The sequence below is a fragment of the Enterobacter cloacae complex sp. 342H5 genome (assembly GCF_050030905.1).
Taxonomy (GTDB): Bacteria; Pseudomonadota; Gammaproteobacteria; order Enterobacterales; family Enterobacteriaceae; genus Enterobacter; species Enterobacter intestinihominis.
Genome location: NZ_JBLGVB010000001.1, coordinates 2330358 through 2349895, shown reverse-complemented (window position 1 = coordinate 2349895; position 19538 = coordinate 2330358). Strand labels below are relative to the sequence as shown.

The 19538-nt window shown below is 57.0% G+C and carries 17 protein-coding genes; 11 read left to right on the top strand and 6 right to left on the bottom strand.

The window, feature by feature from the left end:
• Positions 1–15 precede the first annotated feature (15 nt).
• From ACQG03_RS11310 to ACQG03_RS11300, 3 genes are read right to left on the bottom strand one after another with little or no spacing between them, the layout of a single operon-like run.
• On the bottom strand, positions 16–1548 hold the full coding sequence (locus ACQG03_RS11310; RefSeq protein WP_063163026.1) for an ABC transporter substrate-binding protein: 1533 nt from the start codon (positions 1546–1548) through the stop codon (positions 16–18).
• 15 nt (positions 1549–1563) lie between these two features.
• Positions 1564–2136 carry a D-alanyl-D-alanine dipeptidase gene (gene ddpX / locus ACQG03_RS11305; protein WP_063163027.1) on the bottom strand — a complete coding sequence of 191 codons (573 nt, stop codon included), beginning with the start codon at positions 2134–2136 and terminating at the stop codon, positions 1564–1566.
• Positions 2137–2148: 12 nt separating this feature from the next.
• Positions 2149–3003, bottom strand: a complete 855-nt coding sequence (locus ACQG03_RS11300; RefSeq protein ID WP_063149928.1) for a MurR/RpiR family transcriptional regulator — start codon at positions 3001–3003, stop codon at positions 2149–2151.
• Positions 3004–3270: 267 nt separating this feature from the next.
• Between ACQG03_RS11300 and ACQG03_RS11295 the strand changes: the two genes are divergently transcribed.
• The 11 genes from ACQG03_RS11295 to dsbG all read left to right on the top strand — a co-directional run bounded on the left by ACQG03_RS11295 (position 3271) and on the right by dsbG (position 16241).
• Positions 3271–4767, top strand: a complete 1497-nt coding sequence (locus ACQG03_RS11295; RefSeq protein WP_063163028.1) for an alpha/beta hydrolase — start codon at positions 3271–3273, stop codon at positions 4765–4767.
• Positions 4768–4833: 66 nt separating this feature from the next.
• Positions 4834–6045 carry a diguanylate phosphodiesterase gene (locus ACQG03_RS11290; protein ID WP_063163029.1) on the top strand — a complete coding sequence of 404 codons (1212 nt, stop codon included), beginning with the start codon at positions 4834–4836 and terminating at the stop codon, positions 6043–6045.
• Positions 6046–6133: 88 nt separating this feature from the next.
• Positions 6134–7030, top strand: a complete 897-nt coding sequence (locus ACQG03_RS11285) for an aminoimidazole riboside kinase (RefSeq protein ID WP_063163030.1) — start codon at positions 6134–6136, stop codon at positions 7028–7030.
• Positions 7031–7201: 171 nt separating this feature from the next.
• On the top strand, positions 7202–8719 hold the full coding sequence (locus tag ACQG03_RS11280) for a carbohydrate porin (RefSeq protein ID WP_063163031.1): 1518 nt from the start codon (positions 7202–7204) through the stop codon (positions 8717–8719).
• 66 nt (positions 8720–8785) lie between these two features.
• Positions 8786–10156 carry a sucrose-specific PTS transporter subunit IIBC gene (locus ACQG03_RS11275; RefSeq protein WP_038416083.1) on the top strand — a complete coding sequence of 457 codons (1371 nt, stop codon included), beginning with the start codon at positions 8786–8788 and terminating at the stop codon, positions 10154–10156.
• Complete coding sequence (locus tag ACQG03_RS11270; RefSeq protein ID WP_063163032.1) at positions 10156–11562, top strand: sucrose-6-phosphate hydrolase; 1407 nt, start codon at positions 10156–10158, stop codon at positions 11560–11562. Before ACQG03_RS11275 ends, ACQG03_RS11270 begins: the two co-directional genes overlap by 1 nt.
• Before the next feature lie 28 nt (positions 11563–11590).
• On the top strand, positions 11591–12607 hold the full coding sequence (locus ACQG03_RS11265; RefSeq protein WP_017693400.1) for a LacI family DNA-binding transcriptional regulator: 1017 nt from the start codon (positions 11591–11593) through the stop codon (positions 12605–12607).
• Positions 12608–12702: 95 nt separating this feature from the next.
• Positions 12703–14253, top strand: a complete 1551-nt coding sequence (locus ACQG03_RS11260; protein WP_063163033.1) for a methyl-accepting chemotaxis protein — start codon at positions 12703–12705, stop codon at positions 14251–14253.
• Between the two features lie 193 nt (positions 14254–14446).
• Positions 14447–14860 (top strand): hypothetical protein, encoded by a 414-nt coding sequence (locus ACQG03_RS11255; RefSeq protein ID WP_045622692.1) that lies wholly within the window; start codon positions 14447–14449, stop codon positions 14858–14860.
• Between the two features lie 5 nt (positions 14861–14865).
• Entirely contained in the window at positions 14866–15423 is a 558-nt protein-coding gene (locus ACQG03_RS11250; protein ID WP_179957408.1) for an RNA polymerase sigma factor, read from the top strand.
• A gap of 41 nt (positions 15424–15464) precedes the next feature.
• Positions 15465–16241 carry a thiol:disulfide interchange protein DsbG gene (gene dsbG, locus ACQG03_RS11245; protein ID WP_022648169.1) on the top strand — a complete coding sequence of 259 codons (777 nt, stop codon included), beginning with the start codon at positions 15465–15467 and terminating at the stop codon, positions 16239–16241.
• Between the two features lie 38 nt (positions 16242–16279).
• Here dsbG and ACQG03_RS11240 read toward each other — a convergent pair whose 3' ends face one another.
• The 3 genes from ACQG03_RS11240 to ACQG03_RS11230 all read right to left on the bottom strand — a co-directional run bounded on the left by ACQG03_RS11240 (position 16280) and on the right by ACQG03_RS11230 (position 19475).
• Entirely contained in the window at positions 16280–17569 is a 1290-nt protein-coding gene (locus ACQG03_RS11240) for a glycoside hydrolase family 10 protein (protein ID WP_063147306.1), read from the bottom strand.
• A gap of 7 nt (positions 17570–17576) precedes the next feature.
• Positions 17577–17864 carry a VF530 family DNA-binding protein gene (locus ACQG03_RS11235; RefSeq protein ID WP_023300148.1) on the bottom strand — a complete coding sequence of 96 codons (288 nt, stop codon included), beginning with the start codon at positions 17862–17864 and terminating at the stop codon, positions 17577–17579.
• A gap of 129 nt (positions 17865–17993) precedes the next feature.
• On the bottom strand, positions 17994–19475 hold the full coding sequence (locus ACQG03_RS11230; protein WP_063149934.1) for a UbiD family decarboxylase: 1482 nt from the start codon (positions 19473–19475) through the stop codon (positions 17994–17996).
• Positions 19476–19538: the final 63 nt, after the last annotated feature.

The following is a 19538-nucleotide window of genomic DNA, read 5'->3' as shown; positions in this document are numbered from 1 at the left end:
CCCCGGCGTGGGCCGTTACTTACTCATGGTGGCGATGTTAAAGACCTGCTCAAGCATCGGATTAAAGGTGAAGCCTTTGACCTCTTTGTTCATCGCCAGCTGGTAGTTCTTCTGGAACAGATAAACGTAAGCCGCCTCGTCAATCACCACTTTCTGCGCCTGCTGGTAATCTTTGGTGCGTTCCGCCTGAACGGTGGTTTTCAGTGCCGCCTGCAATAATGCATCGACCTCTTTGTTCTCATAGAATGAGCGGTTCCCCGGCAGCCCTTTTTTGTCCGATTCGAACCAGTAGTTCATGAACATGTACGGGTCAGCGAAGTCCGGGCTCCAGTTACCAATCGCAATGTCATAATCACCTTTGCCGACGCGGTCGCGCATGGTGGCGTTCGCCAGTTTCTCGAGCTTGACGTTAATCCCCAGCTTGCCCAGGCTCGCCTGCGTGGAGAGGGCGATAGGCTCCCAGTTCGGGTCGTTATCGGAGTAGAGGAACGTCAGGCTGGCAGGTTTATCTTTGACTTTCTCCAGCGCCGCTTTGGCTTTGGCCTCGTCAAAGCTGTACTGCATGGCGTTCGCATCGAAGCCCCACATGCCCTCCGGGATCGGGCCGCGCATCTGCTTGCCGTTCCCGCTGAGAATGCCTTTTACCATCCCCTGGTAATCGGTCGCCCAGGAGACCGCGCGGCGCAAATCCACCTGATTCATCGGAGGCTTACTGTTGTTCAGATAGAGGTAGGTCACCCGCAGGGACGGGTATTCCGCCACGGCCACTTTGCCTTCCTGCTTCAGAGCAGCAAGCTGATCCACCGGCAGGGCGTCGGCGATATCCAGATCGCCACGGGAAAGTTGCAGGCGACGCGAGGCGCTTTCACCGATAATCTTCACCGAGACGCGCTTAAAGTGCGGCTTTTCACCTGGCCAGTGTGGGTTGGGCACCATCACCAGCTGTTGACCTTTCCGCCAGCTTTTCAGCATAAACGGTCCGGAACCCGCGGTGTTTTGCGCCAGGAAACCGCGTGCGTCGTCGGCGGCATTGGCCTTCAGCACCGCCGGGTTGACAATCGACGCGCCGTCATTGGCCAGCGTGTAGAGGAACGGGGCAAACGGCTGGCTGAGGGTGAATTTCACCGTATGCTCATCCACCACGTCCACTTTCAAATCTTTCGGGAACGCTTCGGAAGGTCCCTGGTTGATTTTAAGCAGACGTTCAAACGACAGCTTGACCGCTTCGGCGGTCACCGGCGTGCCGTCGGAGAATTTTGCATTATCCGCCAGGGTGAACGTCCACACTTTCTGGTCGTCTGACGCCTTCCAGCCCGTCGACAGATCGCCTTCCACCTCCGTGGTGCCAGGCTTGTATTTCACCAGACGCTGGTACGAGGGGTAGGTCACCGTCCAGTCGTTGTTATCGATAGTGACCGCCGGATCCAGCGTTTGCGGATCGGCAGCTTTCCCTATCACCAGCATATCTTTTGGCACCGCCGCCAGAGCGGGAAGGGCGCTCAGGGCGAGCGTAGCGGCAATCAGGGATGTAAGCAGCGTAGTTTTCATGGCCGGGCTCCAGAATTAGAGTGAGTGTGTGGTCGGATAACAGGGGAACTGGTCATCTAACAGCGGGTAGCTGGCGGCGTTCGGCAGCTCGAAATGCCACCATTCGCTGCTGATGCCCACAAAACCGCCGCCGTACATAACGGCGTTCAGGAGCAGACGATTTCGCTGCGCCTCGGGCGGAACGGAAGGGTGCCAGGCATGAGAACGGTCGTGCATTTCGTCAAACCCGGCGCCCATATCCAGCACGTTGTCGTGTTCATCCATCAGCGTGACGTCAATGGCGGTGCCCCGGCTGTGGTTAGAGCCAATTGCGACATCCACCACGTATTCCGGATTGGGGCAGGCATCCCAGAGTTGCGACTGCGCCTGCTGGGGGCGGTAGGCGTCGTAAACCACCAGCTTCAGACCGGCCAGCGCGGCGATGCTGATCGCTTTCGCCAGCGCTGTGGCGGCATCCGTATGCAACAGGCACGCGGCGTGCTGATAGATCGGGCGGCCGGTAATGTTATCGGCGGTCGCGTATTTCAGATCGATATGCAGCGTGGGAAAAGTTTTCGCCACATCAATCAGTTGACTCTCTTCAGGCATAGCTCCGCTCCTTTAGCGTTCAAATTGACCAAATTCTTGTTGTAGTTGTCGGTTGATTGCCAGACGTTCCGGCAGCGCTTCCCCCAGCGCCGCCACGACGCCCGACAGCAGCAGGTTGAACAGACAGCTCACCGGCGCCAGCGAGTCCCAGAAATGGCCGGTATCGGTCTTCACCTGGAGTAAATCAATCGGGTAATCCCGCGCCCACGGGCACCAGATATCGGTGATCAGCGCCATCGCCAGTCCTTTTTCGCTCGCCACGCGGCAGTACTGGCGGGCAATGGCGGAGTAGGCGCGGGTATCGGTCAGCACGATATACGGGTTAGCAAAGCCGGAGTTAAGCGACTCCACCCAGCTACCGGAGAGCCCTTCGGAATAGCTTACCCGCGGGCGCAGATACTCCAGATGGCTGAAGAACGCATTGGCGATCCCGCGCGTGGACTGGATCCCCAGCACGAAGACGGCGTCGGCATGGGAAAGTTGCTGGACCACCTGCCTGAACGTTTCGCTTTGCGCCAGCTGGTAGACATGGGCAATGGCGTCCACCTCCAGCGACAGGGAGTGCTGAAGGCGATCCGACAGCGGCTGTTGCTGTTTCCAGGAGTCCAGACGCTCGTTTATGCCCCAGGGCTGATGGGGATCGCGCAGGCTTTTTTTGGCGTCATCAAGGTTGCGATAGCCCAGCTTGCGCAGAAAGCGTCCGACGGTGATCCCGCTGGTGGCCGTGGCCAGCGCCACGCTCTCAGCCGTTTCAAAGGGGATCTGCCCGACATGCGCCAGCATCCAGCTTGCCACCCGCTTTTCGCTTGGGGTGAGCTGGCTAAAGGTCGCTTCGATACGGCTCAACACCTCTGGTTTGGTCGTCATACCGCCTCGCTGTTAACTGGCTGTCAAAGGCCGGGTTTCTGTTATCAGATTAACAATGCAGGACGCGTGCCATGTTCACATTGCGGCGAAAACGCGCTGTGCAGCAAAGTTAATGCAATATTTGTTTAACAGATGCTCAACATTTGTGCAGCGTAGTTCACTTTTGGTGCAGTGTCCGGCCTGAGCGGTATCTATTTGGTGAATACGACAGCCTCTTCACATTTTTTGGTAAGATGAAAGCTCTGTGGATAAGAGAGGGAGCCTTACATGGCGAATTTGCCCTGGCGGGTCAGCGTGCGCCTGATGGCTCTCGCAAAAAAAATAGCGATGGTCATCGGGATCATTGTGCTCGTTCTGCTGGCGGTGCGGGTTTATCTTTCGCAGCAGGGGCCGGCCCTGCATCACTGGCATACATGGCGGGCTGACGAAATGTCCGTGCAGGAGATGGATAACGCGACCTTCGCAGCCTATGTCGCGCGGGAAAACGCCATCTTCACCGCTCTTGATGCTGAGGTGACGGCGAAAGTCACCCCCGCAGAGCGCACGCCGCTGAACCGCTATTACCGTCAGAGCCTGGTGTGGCCAGGACACTTTACTCCGGATGCAAACCGGTCGTTTGTGCTGATGCCTGCCGGAAAGCCGCGCGGGGCGGTAGTGTTGTTGCACGGTCTGACGGATTCGCCCTACAGCGTCAGGCGTCTGGCTGTGAATTATCAAAAGCACGGCTTTGTGGCCGTAGTGCCTCGTTTGCCCGGACATGGCACGGCGCCGGGCGCGTTGACAGACGTTGACTGGGAGGCGTGGCTGGCAGCTACGCGCCTTGCGATTCGTGAAGCAACACGCCTGACGGGGAACGATCTTCCCCTGCACCTGGTGGGCTATTCCAACGGCGGGGCGCTGGCGATGAAATACGCCCTCGACGCCCTTGATGCGCCTGAACTGCGTAAACCTCAGCAGATCGTTTTGCTCTCACCGATGATTGGCGTCACGGCGTTTGCGCGCTTTGCCGGATTCGCCGGGCTACCGGCTATGTTACCGGCGTTTGCCAAAGCCGCGTGGCTCAACATTTCGCCGGAATATAATCCTTATAAATACAATTCGTTCCCGGTGAATGCGGCACGTCAGTCCTGGCTGCTTACCCGGGCGCTGCATGAGCAGATAAACCGCGATGTTCATGATCACAAACTAACGCAGCTCCCGCCGGTACTGGCGTTTCAGTCGGTCATGGATTCAACGGTCAGTACCCGCGCCGTAGTCAGCGGGCTGTTTGACCAGCTTCCGGCAAATGGCAGCGAACTGGTGGTATTTGACATCAATCAGGCCGGGAGTTTCCGTCCACTGTTCAGGCCATCATCCTGGACGGCGGTGGCTGACCTGCTGCCCGAGGCGAAAAGACGTTACAGTGTCACAATCGTGACCAATGCCAGCCCTGACAGGTTTGATATGGTGGCAAAGACAACGCCTGCGGGCAGCACCCGGGAAACGGTGACGCCGCTGTCGGTCTCGTATCCGCAGGAGGTTTATTCCCTGTCGCATATTGCCATTCCGTTCCCGCCTGAAGACGATCTGTATGGCCGCCATCCTGAGGTGAAAAACCGCTATGGAATCAGTCTCGGGACGATAGCCCTGTGGGGAGAAACCTCAGTTCTGAGCGTCGGTAAAGATGCGTTAATGCGCGTAACGTCGAATCCGTTCTACGACTATATGCAGACGCGGATCGACAGCCGTCTCGGGGAGAATCAACCCCGAAGTGGAATAGACTAGGCCACCCCAGGGAACTATGTTAAACAGTACCGTTCAGGCATATACCACATACCGGACCCCGTTTCTGTGCTGACAACTCTCATTTATCGAAGCCAGCTGAGCTTAACCTGCACCTCCGCAGCGTTAAGCGCGCTGGTTGAAAAGGCCAGGATCCGTAATACGGAGCAGGGCATCTCAGGCATTCTTCTCTCCAGTGGACGTGACGTTCTGCAAATTCTCGAAGGCACGGAACAGAACGTCGTCGCGCTTTTTAACACCATCCGTGCGGACAACCGGCATACCGGCGTGGTGGAGCTGATGCGCGATTACGGTCCGCGCCGACGTTTCGAAGACGTGGGAATGCTGCTGTTTAACCTGGACATTCAGACCCCGAAAGCGGTTCTGGCATCGGTTCTGCATTACAGCAAGCTGGAAAGCTACCTGACTTCTGAGGATCGGGTCTTCAAATTTATTCAGACCTTTATCGCCGGCAAAACCGCTATCCCACCCGCTTCGGACTATGAGCCTGATAAATGGACGCTTTCGCGAGAGCGCGCGCCGTTTGGTAAAGGGTTAGGTCTGCTGGCGGGACAGCCCTGCCAGTTTGCACTGCAACCCATTGTCGAGCCGTCCGAAGGCAAAATCAGTTCTCTCGAAGCGCTTATACGCGGAAACGACGGCGGCAGCCCGGAGCATTTTTTCCGTAGTCTCGATCGTGAAAAGATATACGAAGTCGATCTGCATACCAAAGCCTGGACCTTTGCGCTGGCGCAAAAGCTGGGCATCGGCAGCCACAAACTGGCGGTGAACCTGCTGCCAATGTCGCTGGTTAACGTGCCGGGTGCGGTAGAGTTCCTGGTAACGCAGATCAAAAAGCACGGTCTACATCCAGAGCAGGTGGTCATTGAAGTCACTGAGAACGAGATGATATCCGGCTTTAACCAGTTTAATAGCGCCATTAAACAGCTGCGGGCGGAAGGGGTTGGGCTGGCAATAGATGATTTTGGTTCCGGCTATGCCGGTCTGTCGCTGCTCACCCGGTTCCAGCCGGATAAGCTCAAAATCGACAGGGAGATCGTCAGCGATATTCACCAGAGCGGACCCAAGCAGGCGATTGTGAAGTCGATAATCAGCTGCTGCACCGATCTGGAGATTACGCTGGTCGCAGAAGGTATTGAGAAGGTAGAAGAGTGGTGCTGGCTTGAATCCGCCGGTATTCGCCGCTTCCAGGGCTTTTTGTTCGCCCGCCCGCAGCTCAATGGCGTGGGTGATATCCACTGGCCCCAACGGGTAGGTTAAGCAAATTTTCCCTCGCCATATTTCCCCGACACCCTGCCTGTGCTTAAATAGCTAAACCGGTTTAACATTATTTAGCTAAGAAGGTGATATGGAGACGATCTGGGTACTTGGCGATGCAGTGGTGGATCTGTTGCCCGACGGAGAGGGCAAACTGCTGCAATGTCCTGGCGGCGCACCGGCCAACGTTGCGGTAGGGGTAGCGCGTCTGGGAGGCAGAAGCGCCTTTATAGGCCGGGTGGGCGACGACCCCTTCGGGCGTTTTATGCAAAAAACGCTTGCGGATGAGCAGGTTAATACAGAATGGCTGCGCCTGGACCCGCAGCATCGCACCTCCACGGTGGTGGTGGATCTCGATGACGACGGGGAACGTTCCTTTACCTTTATGGTTCGCCCGAGTGCTGATCTGTTCCTCGACGCCGCCGATCTCCCGCCATTCCGCGCCGGGGAGTGGCTGCACGTCTGCTCTATCGCGCTTAGCGCCGAACCCAGCCGTTCCGCGACGTTTCAGGCGATGTCCGCTATAAGACTGGCGGGGGGATTCGTCAGCTTTGACCCCAATATCCGCGCCGATCTCTGGCACGATGAAGTCGAGCTGCGTCAGTGTCTTGAGCGGGCATTAGCCTGTGCAGATGTGGTGAAAATCTCGGTGGAAGAACTGGCGTTCTTAACCGGAAATGCGCAGGTCCATGAGGGGCTGGCGGCGCTGATGCGCACCTGTCCGGCCAGGCTGGTGCTGGTGACGCAGGGAAAAGAGGGCGTCACCGCCTGGCAAAAAGGTGCCTTGACGCACTATCCTGCATCACCCGTGGAATGCATTGATACCACCGGCGCGGGGGATGCTTTCGTCGCCGGGCTGCTGTTCGGTCTGGCTCGTGATGGCCAGGCCCGTCTCTCAGAGGTCATCACGCTGGCGCAGCGCTGTGGGGCGCTGGCGACAACCGCAAAAGGGGCAATGACCGCGCTGCCTTATCATCACGAACTGTAATTCACCTCTCCAGGCCTCCGGTCGGCGGCCTGAATTGTCGCCTCGATCACACTTACTAAAACGGTTTAGCAAAAAACGTTGCCGATTCAAAATTCAACGGTTTAGTATCATCAGCCTAAACCGGTTTAGCAATTTAGCACTTTTACCGATAGTTATTAGGGATGCGACAAAATGTATAAAAAACGCAGACTTGCCGTGATGATAGGCATGCTGGCCGGCAGTACCTCTGTTTTTGCCCAGACGGATATGACCCGTATCGAAGCGCGCCTGGCAGCGCTGGAGCAGCGTTTGCAGGAGGCGGAAACCCGTGCGCAGGTTGCTGAAAAACGCGCCACGGCAGCGGAACAGAAAATGCAGCAACTGGTGGCTGCGCAGCAGGAAGCGCAAACCTCCACACAGGCGGTGGCGCAACGTACCACTGCGCTGGAAGAGAAAGCCGATCGGACAGGCGGTTTTGAGTTTCACGGTTACGCCCGTTCCGGGCTGCTGATGAACGACGCGGCCTCCAGCAGCAAAAGCGGTCCTTATCTAACACCCGCCGGGGAAACGGGTGGGGCCATCGGGCGTCTGGGGAACGAAGCGGATACCTACGTTGAGCTGAATGTTGAGCACAAACAGATGCTGGAAAATGGCGCGACGACGCGCTTTAAGGCGATGCTGGCCGACGGTCAGAAAACCTATAACGACTGGTCGGCAGACAGCAGCGACCTGAACATTCGTCAGGCCTTTGCCGAGCTGGGCAATTTGCCGGACGTTACCGGCGCGCTGAAAGGCAGCACCTTCTGGGCGGGTAAGCGTTTTGACCGCGACAACTTCGACATTCACTGGCTGGATTCCGACGTGGTATTTCTCGCCGGGACCGGCGGCGGCGTCTACGACGTGAAGTGGAACGATACGCTGCGCAGTAACTTCTCCCTTTATGGCCGTAACTTCGGCAGCGAAGAGGAGATCGACAACAACGTTCAGAACTACATCTTAAGCATGAACCACTTTGCCGGGCCGGTGCAGTTGATGGTCAGCGGCTTACGGGCAAAAGATAATGACGACCGTAAGGACAGCAACGGCGATCCGATTAAAACCGACGCGGCGAATAACGGGGTGCATGCGTTGGTGGGTCTGCACAACGAGAGCTTCTACGGCTTGCGGGAAGGTTCCGCCAAAACGGCGCTGCTTTACGGCCACGGTCTGGGGGCCGAGGTGAAAAGCATTGGTGCAGACGGCGCATTGCTGTCAGAAGCCGATACCTGGCGTTTTGCAAGTTACGGTGTCACGCCGCTGGGCGGTGGCTGGCACATTGCGCCCGCCGTACTGGCGCAAAGCAGTAAGGACCGCTACGTGAAGGGCGACAGCTATGAGTGGGTCACGCTCAATACGCGTCTGATCAAAGAGGTGACCCAGAATTTCGCCCTCGCGTTCGAGGGCAGTTATCAATACATGGATTTAAACCCGGAAGGCTACAAGGATCGCAATGCGGTTAACGGTAGCTTCTACAAGCTGACCTTTGCCCCGACGTTAAAGGCGGGCAAGATTGGCGATTTCTTCAGCCGTCCGGAGCTGCGCCTGTTCGCCACCTGGATGGACTGGAGCAGCAAGCTGGATAACTACGCCAGCGATGACGCCTTTGGCAGTAGCGGCTTCAACGCGGGCGGGGAATGGAACTTTGGGGTGCAGATGGAAACCTGGTTTTAACCCTTCACGCTCCCGCATCGCGGGGGCGTTTCGAACATCATAAAAAGAGGTCAGGAAGAGGTATCTATGGATTTTAATCATATTGCGCGCGAGCTGATTCCGCTGCTCGGTGGCAAAGAGAACATTGCCAGCGCGGCACATTGCGCCACGCGCCTTCGTCTGGTGCTGGTCGATGATGCGCTTGCCGACCAGCAGGCTATCGGCAAGGTTGAAGGCGTGAAAGGCTGTTTTCGAAATGCCGGGCAGATGCAGGTGATCTTCGGCACAGGGGTGGTGAATAAGGTTTACACCGCGTTTATTCAGGCGGCAGGGATTAGCGAGTCCAGTAAATCGGAAGCGGCGGATATTGCAGCCCGCAAGCTGAACCCGTTCCAGCGCATCGCGCGTCTGCTCTCCAACATCTTCGTGCCGATTATTCCGGCGATCGTGGCCTCGGGTCTGCTGATGGGCCTGCTCGGGATGGTTAAAACCTACGGCTGGGTTAATCCGGATAACGCGCTCTATATCATGCTGGATATGTGCAGCTCGGCGGCATTTATTATTCTGCCGATCCTGATTGGCTTCACCGCCGCGCGGGAGTTTGGCGGCAACCCGTATCTGGGCGCAACGCTCGGCGGCATCCTGACTCATCCGGCGCTGACCAACGCCTGGGGCGTAGCGTCCGGCTTCCACACCATGAACTTCTTCGGTCTTGAAATCGCCATGATTGGCTATCAGGGAACCGTCTTCCCGGTACTGCTGGCGGTGTGGTTTATGAGCATTGTGGAAAAACAGCTTCGCCGGGCGATCCCGGATGCGTTAGATCTGATCCTGACGCCGTTCCTGACCGTCATTATCTCCGGCTTTATCGCGCTGTTGATTATTGGCCCGGCGGGACGCGCGCTGGGCGACGGGATCTCCTTTATTCTTAGCACCCTGATTGCCCACGCGGGCTGGCTGGCCGGGCTGTTGTTTGGTGGGCTCTATTCGGTGATTGTCATTACCGGCATTCACCACAGCTTCCACGCTATTGAGGCCGGACTGCTGGGTAACCCGTCGATTGGCGTGAACTTCCTGCTGCCGATCTGGGCGATGGCGAACGTGGCGCAGGGCGGGGCATGTCTGGCGGTGTGGTTCAAAACCCGTGATGCCAAAATCAAAGCCATTACCTTACCGTCGGCGTTTTCCGCGATGCTGGGCATCACCGAAGCGGCAATTTTTGGCATCAACCTTCGTTTCGTGAAGCCGTTTATCGCGGCCCTGATCGGTGGCGCAGCGGGCGGGGCCTGGGTAGTGTCGGTACATGTCTACATGACCGCCGTTGGGCTGACGGCGCTTCCCGGTATGGCGATCGTTCAGGCCAGCTCGCTGCTCAACTATATTATCGGCATGGTGATTGCCTTTGGCGTGGCGTTCACCGTCTCTCTGCTGCTGAAATATAAGACGGACTCTGAATAATGACCTTACCTTCCCGCTGGCCTGCCGTGTTGCAGGCCGTTATGCAAGGCCAGCCGCGTGCGCTGGCGGACAGCCACTATCCGCAGTGGCATCCCGCACCGGTGACAGGGCTGATGAACGATCCGAACGGCTTTATCTGGTTTGCCGGACGTTACCATCTGTTTTATCAGTGGAACCCGCTGGGCTGCGATCATCGCTACAAGTGCTGGGGACACTGGAGCTCAGCAGATCTGGTGCACTGGCAGCACGAGCCAATGGCGCTGATGCCTGACGAAGAGTATGACCGCAATGGCTGTTACTCCGGCAGCGCCGTGGATAACTACGGCGTGCTGACCCTGTGCTATACCGGCAACGTTAAGTTTGACGATGGCGGCCGCACCGCCTGGCAGTGTCTGGCGGTGCAAAATGACGACGGCACGTTTGCCAAACTGGGACCGGTGTTGCCCCTGCCGGACGGGTATACCGGGCACGTCCGCGACCCGAAAGTGTGGCGCCATGACGGGCAGTGGTACATGGTGCTCGGGGCGCAGGATCAGCATAAGCGCGGCAAGGTGCTGCTGTTTACGTCAGCCGATTTGCACACCTGGGCGTCCTGCGGCGAAATCGCCGGTCACGGCGTCAACGGACTCACGGATGCGGGCTATATGTGGGAGTGCCCGGATCTGTTTGCGCTTGATGGCACACACGTCTTGATCTGCTGCCCACAGGGGCTGGCGCGCGAACCGCATCGCTATCTCAACACCTATCCGGCCGTCTGGATGAGTGGGGCATTTGATTATCAAACGCCTGCATTTGCGCACCGCGAATTGCATGAGCTTGATGCCGGTTTCGAATTTTACGCGCCGCAAACCACGGTGGCAGAAGACGGCCGCCGCATCCTCATCGGCTGGATGGGCGTGCCGGACGGCGAAGAGATGCTCCAGCCTACACGGGTCCACGGCTGGATCCACCAGATGACCTGTCCGCGCGAGCTGCGCTACCGCGACGGCAAGCTCTGGCAAACGCCGGTCCGTGAGCTGGAAACGCTGCGCGAGGATGAACATCACTGGCAGGGACGCGCCAGCGATGCCCCGGTGCTGGAGGGAACGCGTCTTGAGTTCGAACTGAGCGCCTCGCGCGTCAATGTGGATTTTGCCGGCGCGTTGCGGCTGATTATGGATGATGCGGGGATCCATCTGGAACGCGCCAGCCTGGAAACCGGAGAGATGTTGACCCGCTACTGGCAGGGCTCTGTTCATCATTTACGCGTGCTGTGTGACCGTTCCAGCGTCGAAATTTTCATCAATCACGGTGAAGGCGTCATGAGCAGCCGCTATTTTCCTGACCATCCGGCCCGGGTTCGCTTCGAAGGTGCGTCCGACATCACATTACGCTACTGGTCGCTGCGCAGCTGCATGATAGAATAGGGGTTTTGGCAGCCGGATCTAAGTCGTTGTGAGAAAAACAAAACGCGTCACCATTAAAGATATCGCGGAGCTGGCGGGGGTATCAAAAGCCACCGCCAGTCTGGTTCTGAACGGCCGCAGCAAAGAGCTTCGGGTGGCGGAGGAGACACGCGAGCGTGTGCTGGCGATTGCCAAAGAACATCATTATCAGCCCAGTATTCACGCCCGTTCGCTGCGGGACAACCGCAGCCACACCATTGGTCTGGTGGTGCCGGAAATCACCAACTACGGGTTTGCCGTTTTTTCTCATGAGCTGGAGACCCTCTGCCGCGAGGCGGGTGTTCAGCTGCTGATCTCCTGTAGCGATGAAAATCCGGGCCAGGAGACGGTGGTGGTCAATAACATGGTGGCCCGCCAGGTGGACGGGCTGATTGTCGCCTCCAGCATGCTCAACGACGCGGATTATCAAAAGCTGAGCGAGCAGTTGCCCGTTGTGCTCTTTGACCGTCATATGAACGACAGTTCTCTGCCGCTGGTCCTCACCGATTCAATTACCCCGACCGCCACGCTGGTGGCCGACATTGCGCGCCAGCATCCGGATGAGTTCTACTTCCTCGGCGGCCAGCCGCGGCTTTCCCCGACGCGTGACCGGCTGGAAGGGTTTAAGCAGGGGCTGCGTGACGCTGGCGTCGAGCTACGTCCGGAGTGGATTATTCATGGTAATTACCATCCGAGCTCCGGCTACGAAATGTTTGCCGAACTTTGCGCGCGCCTGGGCCGCCCGCCAAAAGCCCTTTTTACCGCCGCCTGCGGTCTGCTGGAAGGGGTGTTGCGCTATATGGGGCAACATAATCTGCTGCAAAGCGATATGCGTCTGGCCAGCTTTGACGATCACTATCTCTATGATTCTCTGACCATTCCTGTCGATACCGTTCGTCAGGATAACCGTCAGCTCGCCTGGCACTGCTTTGATCTGATTGGCAAACTGATTGAAGGGGAAACGCCGGAGCCGATCCAGCGTAAACTGGATGCCACACTGCAACGGCGGTACAAGGCCGTGGAGTGACAGGGTAACGTCTGACGGATATATCAATAACTTTAATTAATTAAAGATCGGATTCAGCCGATAACCAAAGGGAAATTAAATCCCTGAGGTGTGTTATGTCGTTGAAAAAATCATCCCTGATTATCCTGTTTTCCCTGCTTTTCTTCTTTGTGGCCAGCACTATCACCAGCGTTGGGCTCATCATTAAAAGTAATACTTCGCTGGATAATGTGAACAAAGAAATTCAGGTGGTCCTGTCCATTATTGATCCCATTAACCATAGCCGAACCCTGCGCGTCAGGGTTATGGAGTATGTAAAAATGGCGGAAGCGGGGGACGCCACCGACTCGTCTGCGAAACTGGCCTCGGTTAAAGAGGCGCTGACCAAAGCCGATAGTGCATTTTCGGCGTTTATGGCCTCGCCGCGTTTGCAGGACGAAGCCCCGCTGGTCACTGCCTACCAGCAGGCGTGGCAAAACTACCGTAACCAGGGACTGGCACCACTGATTGCCGCTGCCGCCGCTCACGATGTGTCGCGGTTCAACGCTCTTATTCCCGTGGTGTCTCAACTCGATCGCCAATATGAAATTGTGCTCGATCAGGTTCTCTCCGTTCACCAGAAGTACGCCAAAACGCTGAACGAGGATGCGAGCCATAATTTTGTGTCGGGTCTGGTTATTATCGCCTGCATTGCGGTGCTGTTCGTGGTGGTGATCCTCGTCGTCAGCCTGCTGATGAAACGCGTGGTCTTTGCGCCAGTGAACCTGGCGCGCGAGCACTGTCGACAGATTGCGGCCGGGAAGCTGGACGTACCGGTACCGATCAAGCGTGATTCCGGGAATGAAATCGATCACCTGATGTCCTCGATGGAGCAGATGCGCCAGGCGCTGCTCTCCACCATTTCTCAGGTGCGCGATGCCAGCCACACCGTAACGCATGCGGCGCAGGAAATTGCCTCCGGCAATATCGACCTGGCCTCCCGTACCGAGCAACAGGCTTCTGCCCTGACCCAGACGGCCGCCAGCATGGAAGAGCTGAGCGCGACGGTGGCGAATAATACCGATAACGTGTTCCAGGCCGGTAAGCTGGTGCAGGATGCCGTGATAAATGCCCATACCGGTGAAGCGGTAACCCGTGAAGTCATCGAAACGATGAATACTATCGCGTCCAACTCGAAGCGTATTGAGGACATCACCAGTGTCATCAACAGTATTGCTTTCCAGACTAATATTCTGGCGCTGAACGCGGCCGTTGAAGCGGCGCGTGCCGGTACGCAGGGGCGAGGATTTGCCGTGGTGGCAAGTGAAGTGCGCACCCTGGCCCAGAAAAGCGCGGTGGCGGCGAAGGATATCGAAAGCCTTATCGCCCAGTCTGTTTCCAGCGTGAAAAACGGTGCGGAACTGGTGAATCGTTCGGGAGAGGTGATTGATTCTATTATAAGCTCTGTGAATAAAGTGCATACGCTGATGGAACAGATTTCGGTTGCCTCAGAAGAGCAGAGCCGTGGAATTGGTCAGGTTGGGCAGGCCGTAACGGAGATGGACGGTGTGACCCAGCAGAACGCGGCGCTGGTGCAGCAATCCGCCGCAGCCGCGGCCTCGCTGGAGGAGCAGGCGCAGCAGCTGTCGCAGAGTATTTCGAGTTTTCGTCTGCCGGCAATTGCGTGATTAAATGAGGAAGGCTCCTGTTGGAGCCTTTTTTTAATGTCTGCATGCAGCCGCTGCACAATCTCCTTCAGCCATTACTGTTATCCGTACAAAGCCGCTATCACATAAATTTTATCTTTCCCCGGCAATATTTCTGTTCCTCATCCGTCTACCTCATCAGAGACCATAATCATTCAACATAAACGAGGTACACATGAGAAATTTTGATATGCACGGAAAAGGTCACGGACGTGGTTTGGGCCGCCATCGTATGTACAAGGGCATCGTGATAGGCGCAGTCCTGTTCGTGGTGCTTGGCCTGCTGGTCATGTCCCTGTGGAACGCGTTGCTCCCGGCCATCCTGGGGGTTAAAGCCATTGGCTTCTGGCAGGCGCTGGGGATCCTGCTGCTGAGCCGCATTCTTTTTGGTGGGCTGGGTTTTCGTCCAGGCATGTTCGGTGCACACCGCCGTATGCACGCACAATGGATGAATATGACCCCCGAACAACGGGAGGCCTTCATTCAGCAGCGTCGGGCAGGATTTGGTCGTCACGGTCATTGCCGGTGGCACGATGACCGGGATGAGAAGCGAGATGATAACGCTGCGAAAGCGCCGGAAGCCGAGTGAGCGATATGAAAGCCGGTGACGCGGGGGAATCATTACTGATCTCGGCACTCAATGCCTGCCGCGCACGGCTAAAAGCCTTCATTCGCGGACGGACTGCGGTTCGTGATGATGTCGATGATATTCTTCAGGAAGTGACCTGGCAGTTGATGAAAGTGGAACAACCGGTGGAGAACGTCGCCGCCTGGCTGTTTCGCGCGGCGCGGAATGAGATGATCGACCGGGCGCGAAAAAAGCATGAGGTTTCACTGCCGGGGTACCTGACGGCAGATGATGAGGACTTTCCGGAGCAGGAGATTGCAGAAACGTTATTCGGCGTACCGCAAACGCCGGAGGAGGAGTATCTCAACATGCTGCTGTGGGAAGAGTTGGGGCAAGCCCTGTCGGAACTGCCGCCACCACAGCGCGAGGTGTTTGAAAAAACGGAATTTGAGGGATACACCATGAAGGTGCTGGCGGAGGAAACGGGCGACAGCGTGCAGGCGTTATTATCCCGCAAACACAAAGCTGTGCGATTTTTGCGTAGTCGCCTCAAGGATATTTATGAAGCGTTGACAGGGCAATAAAGTTCGACCACTCTGAAAAACAATATCTTAGAGGGGTCGTTATGCTTCAACTGTTAGCAAAGAAAAAGATGCTGTTACTCTCTGCTCTGCTGTTTTCAGGGCTGGTCAGGGCAGAGGAGTCGCTTCCGGATGTGGTAAAGCACTTCAGTGAGCAGCAGGATATCAAAATCATTAAGAAAATTGATGCCCCCGGCGGCGCGCCAGCGTGGCTGGGGCAGTATCAGGACATGGGCGTGACGCTCTTTCTGACCCCTGACGGAAAGCACGTGGTGTCTGGCTATCTGTATGATGAGAAGGGAACCAACCTCAGCGAGGCCTTTTTCCAGAAAGAGATCTACGCCCCGATGGGCCGCGAGATGTGGAAAAAGCTCAATGCGGCGCATCCGCTGAAAGAGGGCGCGGAGAGCGCCCCGCGCAAAGTCTTTGTTTTTGCCGACCCGTTCTGCCCGTACTGCAAGCAGTTCTGGGCTGAAGCGCAGCCGTGGGTGAAGGCCGGCAAGGTCCAGCTCAACACGCTGCTGGTTGCGTTTCTTAACCCGAACAGCGGGCGTAACGCCTCCGCGATCCTGAATGCCAAAGATCCGGTGTCGGCCTGGAAAGAGTACGAGCTGTCCGGCGGTAAAAAGCTGCCTAAACCTGAAGGGGCGGCTTCACGGGAAACCGTTGAGATCCTGCAAAATCACCAGACGCTTATGGACAGTCTCGGCGCGAATGCCACACCGGCTATTTATTACCTGAATGAGCAAAACGAACTGCAGCAGGTCGTGGGCATGCCAGACGCAAAACAGCTTGAGGCGATGTTCGGGCCGAAGCCGTAAAAAAAAGGCAGAAACAGGACGTTTCTGCCTTTTGTCAGTCAACTACCCCAGCGCCCCCGGAGGTAATTTACGGCTTCCTGCGTCTGCGGCTGGTTAAGATAGTCTTCACGGAACAGGATGGTGCCTTTTACGTCTGGCAGTGAATCGTTGAGGTCGAGCTGTTTTTTCAGCTCCGGTACGCCGCCGTTCACCGTCCAGTCCGGTTCGTTTCTGGAAGGCGCGCCCACTTTGTAGAACGCGATCCCGATATACAGGCGGGTATGGGTCGGTTTCACCACGTCAGCCCACCATTTTGTCAGCACATCGTATCGTGCCGCGTCGCGGGCGAAGGGCCAGTAGATCTGCGGCGCAATATAATCCAGTAAACCCTGCTGTACCCATTTTCGCGTATCGGCGTAGGATTCATCGTAGGCTGCGGCACCGCGCGTGTCCGATCCTGCCGGGTCGAATGAGCGGTTGCGCCAGACTCCCGCCGGGCTGACGCCAAATTCAACCTCAGGCTTTGCCTGCTTGATCGCCCTTGATACCTGCACAATCAGCTGCTGCGTATTGTGCCGACGCCAGTCAGCTTTCGACGCAAATCCCTCGCCGTAGCGCCTGAAGGTCCAGGCATCGTTCAGGGTTGAGCCCGGCGTCTCGGTGTAAAAATAGTCATCGAACTGAACGCCGTCGACAGGGTAGCGATTCACCACTTCCATCACCACCTGGGTTATCCAGTCCCGAACCTCGGGAATGCCCGGGTCGAGAACAAAACGATCCCCCGAGGTGCGGATCCACTCCGGATGCTGGACATAGACGCTGGAGGGATGAAGCGACGAGGTACGGTTAAGCGCGGCGATGGTCGACGGCTTCGTGTTGGTGGAGACGCGGTAAGGGTTGAACCAGGCGTGAACCTTCATCCCGCGCTTGTGCGCTTCATCCAGCATAAACTGGAGCGGATCGTAACCGGGGTCTTCCCCGATACTCCCCGTCAGGGTATCTGACCACGGCAGTATTTCAGAGGCCCACAGCGCCGTACTGTCCGGTTTTACCTGAAAGAAGACGGTGTTGATCCCAAGCTTTTTCAGCTTATCGAGCTTGTCCGTCAGCGCCTTCTGTTGCTGGGCGATACGCTGGTCCGCGCTGCGGCCATTCACTGATGACACGGGGGGCCAGTCGAGACGGGAGACGGTCGCCAGCCAGATCCCGCGCATGGGTTCGTTAGTCTGCTGTACAGGTTTCGCCTGCGGCAGCGGGGTAACGAGTGATTTGGGTGGTTTGGAAGTGCAACTTACCAGTAAAAGCGCGCAGCCAAGCAGCGCGCCAGTCCGTTTTACGTGTCGCATCATTTGCGTGTTAGCTCCTGGGTGTCCGGCCATCCGTCCAGGGATTAAACGCCGGTTCGTCCTGTTCCTCGTTACCGTCATCGTGAAGGGAGTCGAGGTAGAGGGCTTCAACTTCCGCCCGCGCCCATGGGGTCCGGCGCAGGAACTTCAGACTCGATTTAACACTCGGGTCCTTGCGAAAACAGTTGATTTTGATTCGGTTGCCCAGTTCATTCCAGCCATATCGCGCAACCAGCGCGTTAACCTGCATTTCAAGCGTTACGCCATGCAAAGGATCGTTGGAAATATGTGCTGTCATAGGCGTCCGGTAGTCTCATTTTTTATGGGGATGTGATAAACGCTCAAAGGTTACAAGAAAGCAGGGGACGCGGCAATTTCAGCGTGAGGTTCTTCACCCGTAAAGGGTGAAGAGGATTTCCGGTTAATACTATTTTTTAAACAGTTCAGGTGCCCACGGCGTCGGGTCTACCTCCATAAAGGGTGCACGCTCAAAGCGGGACTTCAGCGCCCAGGGCACCGTACAGTCGAAAATCGTTTTGCAGGTAATCCCGTTGCCACGAATGGAGGGACTGTAATCCGGTGCCTGAGACGGATCGAGCTGGTGACCGCGGATCCCCGGCAGATGGGTGATGCTGACATCGCCCTGCATACGGGTCGTCATCGCCCACAAAATGTCGTCGCTGTCGAAAATATCCACGTCTTCGTCGACGAGAATAATATTTTTAAGCTCGGAATAGGTGGCTAACGCGATGAGGGCCGCCTGACCCTGACGCCCTTCGTCAGAAGGCTGGCGTTTTTTAACCTGCAATACCCCAAGGAATTTGCCCCCGCCAGCGGTATGCGCATAGACGTTTTGCAGGAAACCGGGGATGGCTTCTTCCACCGCATTCCGGATGCTGGCCTCCGTTGGCAAACCGGCCAGCGTGGTGTGCTCTTCGCCCGGTCCTACCAGGGTTTGCAGGATCGCCTGATGACGCATCGTGACGGCCTTCACTTTAATTACCGGCAAGGAGGGGTTAGCCTCCCCGCAGTAGCCGGGAAATTCCGGCATCGCGTGCCCGGTGTGGGTATGCTGATCTTCTTCTACGCGCACGCCCGGCAGCAGTTCGCCTTCGATGATGATTTCCGCACGCGCAATCGCTTTTTCATTTACGGCCACACCCTGCACCAGCTCGACGGGAGCCTGACGTAACGCACCGGCGACACCCAGCTCGTTGTAGCCGAAGGGCGTGGTAGGGGCTTCGAAACAGGCGCCAATATAGATAGCGGGATCGAGACCCATATTGATCGTGACCGGCAAGGGTTTGCCCGCCTCTTCGGCTTTCTTACGGAACACTTCAATATGGCGGCCCGCGGCAAGGAACATGGAGAGCTCATCGCGCTCCTGAACGCAAAGACGGTGAATAGTGACATCGGTCAGCGAGGCGTCTTCCGGATCGCTTGCCAGCACCAGCCCCAGACAGAAGAACGGACCGGCATCTATCGGCGTGTTGGTCGGTGCCGGAAGCAATTTACGCAGATCGAAGTCCGGATCGTCGGCATAAAACACCTGCTCCTGACACTGGGCCTGGGCCGCCGGGACCACAACGGGAGCAATCGGGTTTTTCACCGCCTGGCCGACATGTTTTGCCAGTTCAGAGGGCTCGCAGCCCAACAGGAGCGCCGCCCGCTCGCGGCTGGCGTGCATACCGACCAGAATACGGGAGTCGGGATACCCCTTAATAGCGTTAAACATCATGGCCGGGCCGATGCGCGTCGGACGTTTTACCGTGCCGCCAGCACCAATGTGCCGGTACACACCCGCCAGCTCCGCGTCAGGATCGACCGGATGGTTGGTTTCAAGGTATTGACCTTCATGGCGTTTAAGCAGTTCGATAGCACTTCTGAGATCGTTGATGTGGTTTTCCATATTTTCCCCCTCGGATGATTGCATCCATTCTTAACCGGACGAAGAAGGCTATCAATTGCATCA

What these genes read in the sequence shown, in the direction of transcription:
- ACQG03_RS11250 (WP_179957408.1), top strand. Translation starts at nt 14,866, where the DNA reads ATGAAAGCCGGTGACGCGGGGGAATCATTACTGATCTCGGCACTCAAT.
- ACQG03_RS11260 (WP_063163033.1), top strand. Translation starts at nt 12,703, where the DNA reads ATGTCGTTGAAAAAATCATCCCTGATTATCCTGTTTTCCCTGCTTTTC.
- ACQG03_RS11285 (WP_063163030.1), top strand. Translation starts at nt 6,134, where the DNA reads ATGGAGACGATCTGGGTACTTGGCGATGCAGTGGTGGATCTGTTGCCC.
- dsbG (WP_022648169.1), top strand. Translation starts at nt 15,465, where the DNA reads ATGCTTCAACTGTTAGCAAAGAAAAAGATGCTGTTACTCTCTGCTCTG.
- ACQG03_RS11300 (WP_063149928.1), bottom strand. Translation starts at nt 3,003, where the DNA reads ATGACGACCAAACCAGAGGTGTTGAGCCGTATCGAAGCGACCTTTAGC.
- ACQG03_RS11230 (WP_063149934.1), bottom strand. Translation starts at nt 19,475, where the DNA reads ATGGAAAACCACATCAACGATCTCAGAAGTGCTATCGAACTGCTTAAA.
- ACQG03_RS11235 (WP_023300148.1), bottom strand. Translation starts at nt 17,864, where the DNA reads ATGACAGCACATATTTCCAACGATCCTTTGCATGGCGTAACGCTTGAA.
- ACQG03_RS11280 (WP_063163031.1), top strand. Translation starts at nt 7,202, where the DNA reads ATGTATAAAAAACGCAGACTTGCCGTGATGATAGGCATGCTGGCCGGC.
- ACQG03_RS11295 (WP_063163028.1), top strand. Translation starts at nt 3,271, where the DNA reads ATGGCGAATTTGCCCTGGCGGGTCAGCGTGCGCCTGATGGCTCTCGCA.
- ACQG03_RS11270 (WP_063163032.1), top strand. Translation starts at nt 10,156, where the DNA reads ATGACCTTACCTTCCCGCTGGCCTGCCGTGTTGCAGGCCGTTATGCAA.
- ACQG03_RS11255 (WP_045622692.1), top strand. Translation starts at nt 14,447, where the DNA reads ATGAGAAATTTTGATATGCACGGAAAAGGTCACGGACGTGGTTTGGGC.
- ddpX (WP_063163027.1), bottom strand. Translation starts at nt 2,136, where the DNA reads ATGCCTGAAGAGAGTCAACTGATTGATGTGGCGAAAACTTTTCCCACG.
- ACQG03_RS11240 (WP_063147306.1), bottom strand. Translation starts at nt 17,569, where the DNA reads ATGATGCGACACGTAAAACGGACTGGCGCGCTGCTTGGCTGCGCGCTT.
- ACQG03_RS11275 (WP_038416083.1), top strand. Translation starts at nt 8,786, where the DNA reads ATGGATTTTAATCATATTGCGCGCGAGCTGATTCCGCTGCTCGGTGGC.
- ACQG03_RS11310 (WP_063163026.1), bottom strand. Translation starts at nt 1,548, where the DNA reads ATGAAAACTACGCTGCTTACATCCCTGATTGCCGCTACGCTCGCCCTG.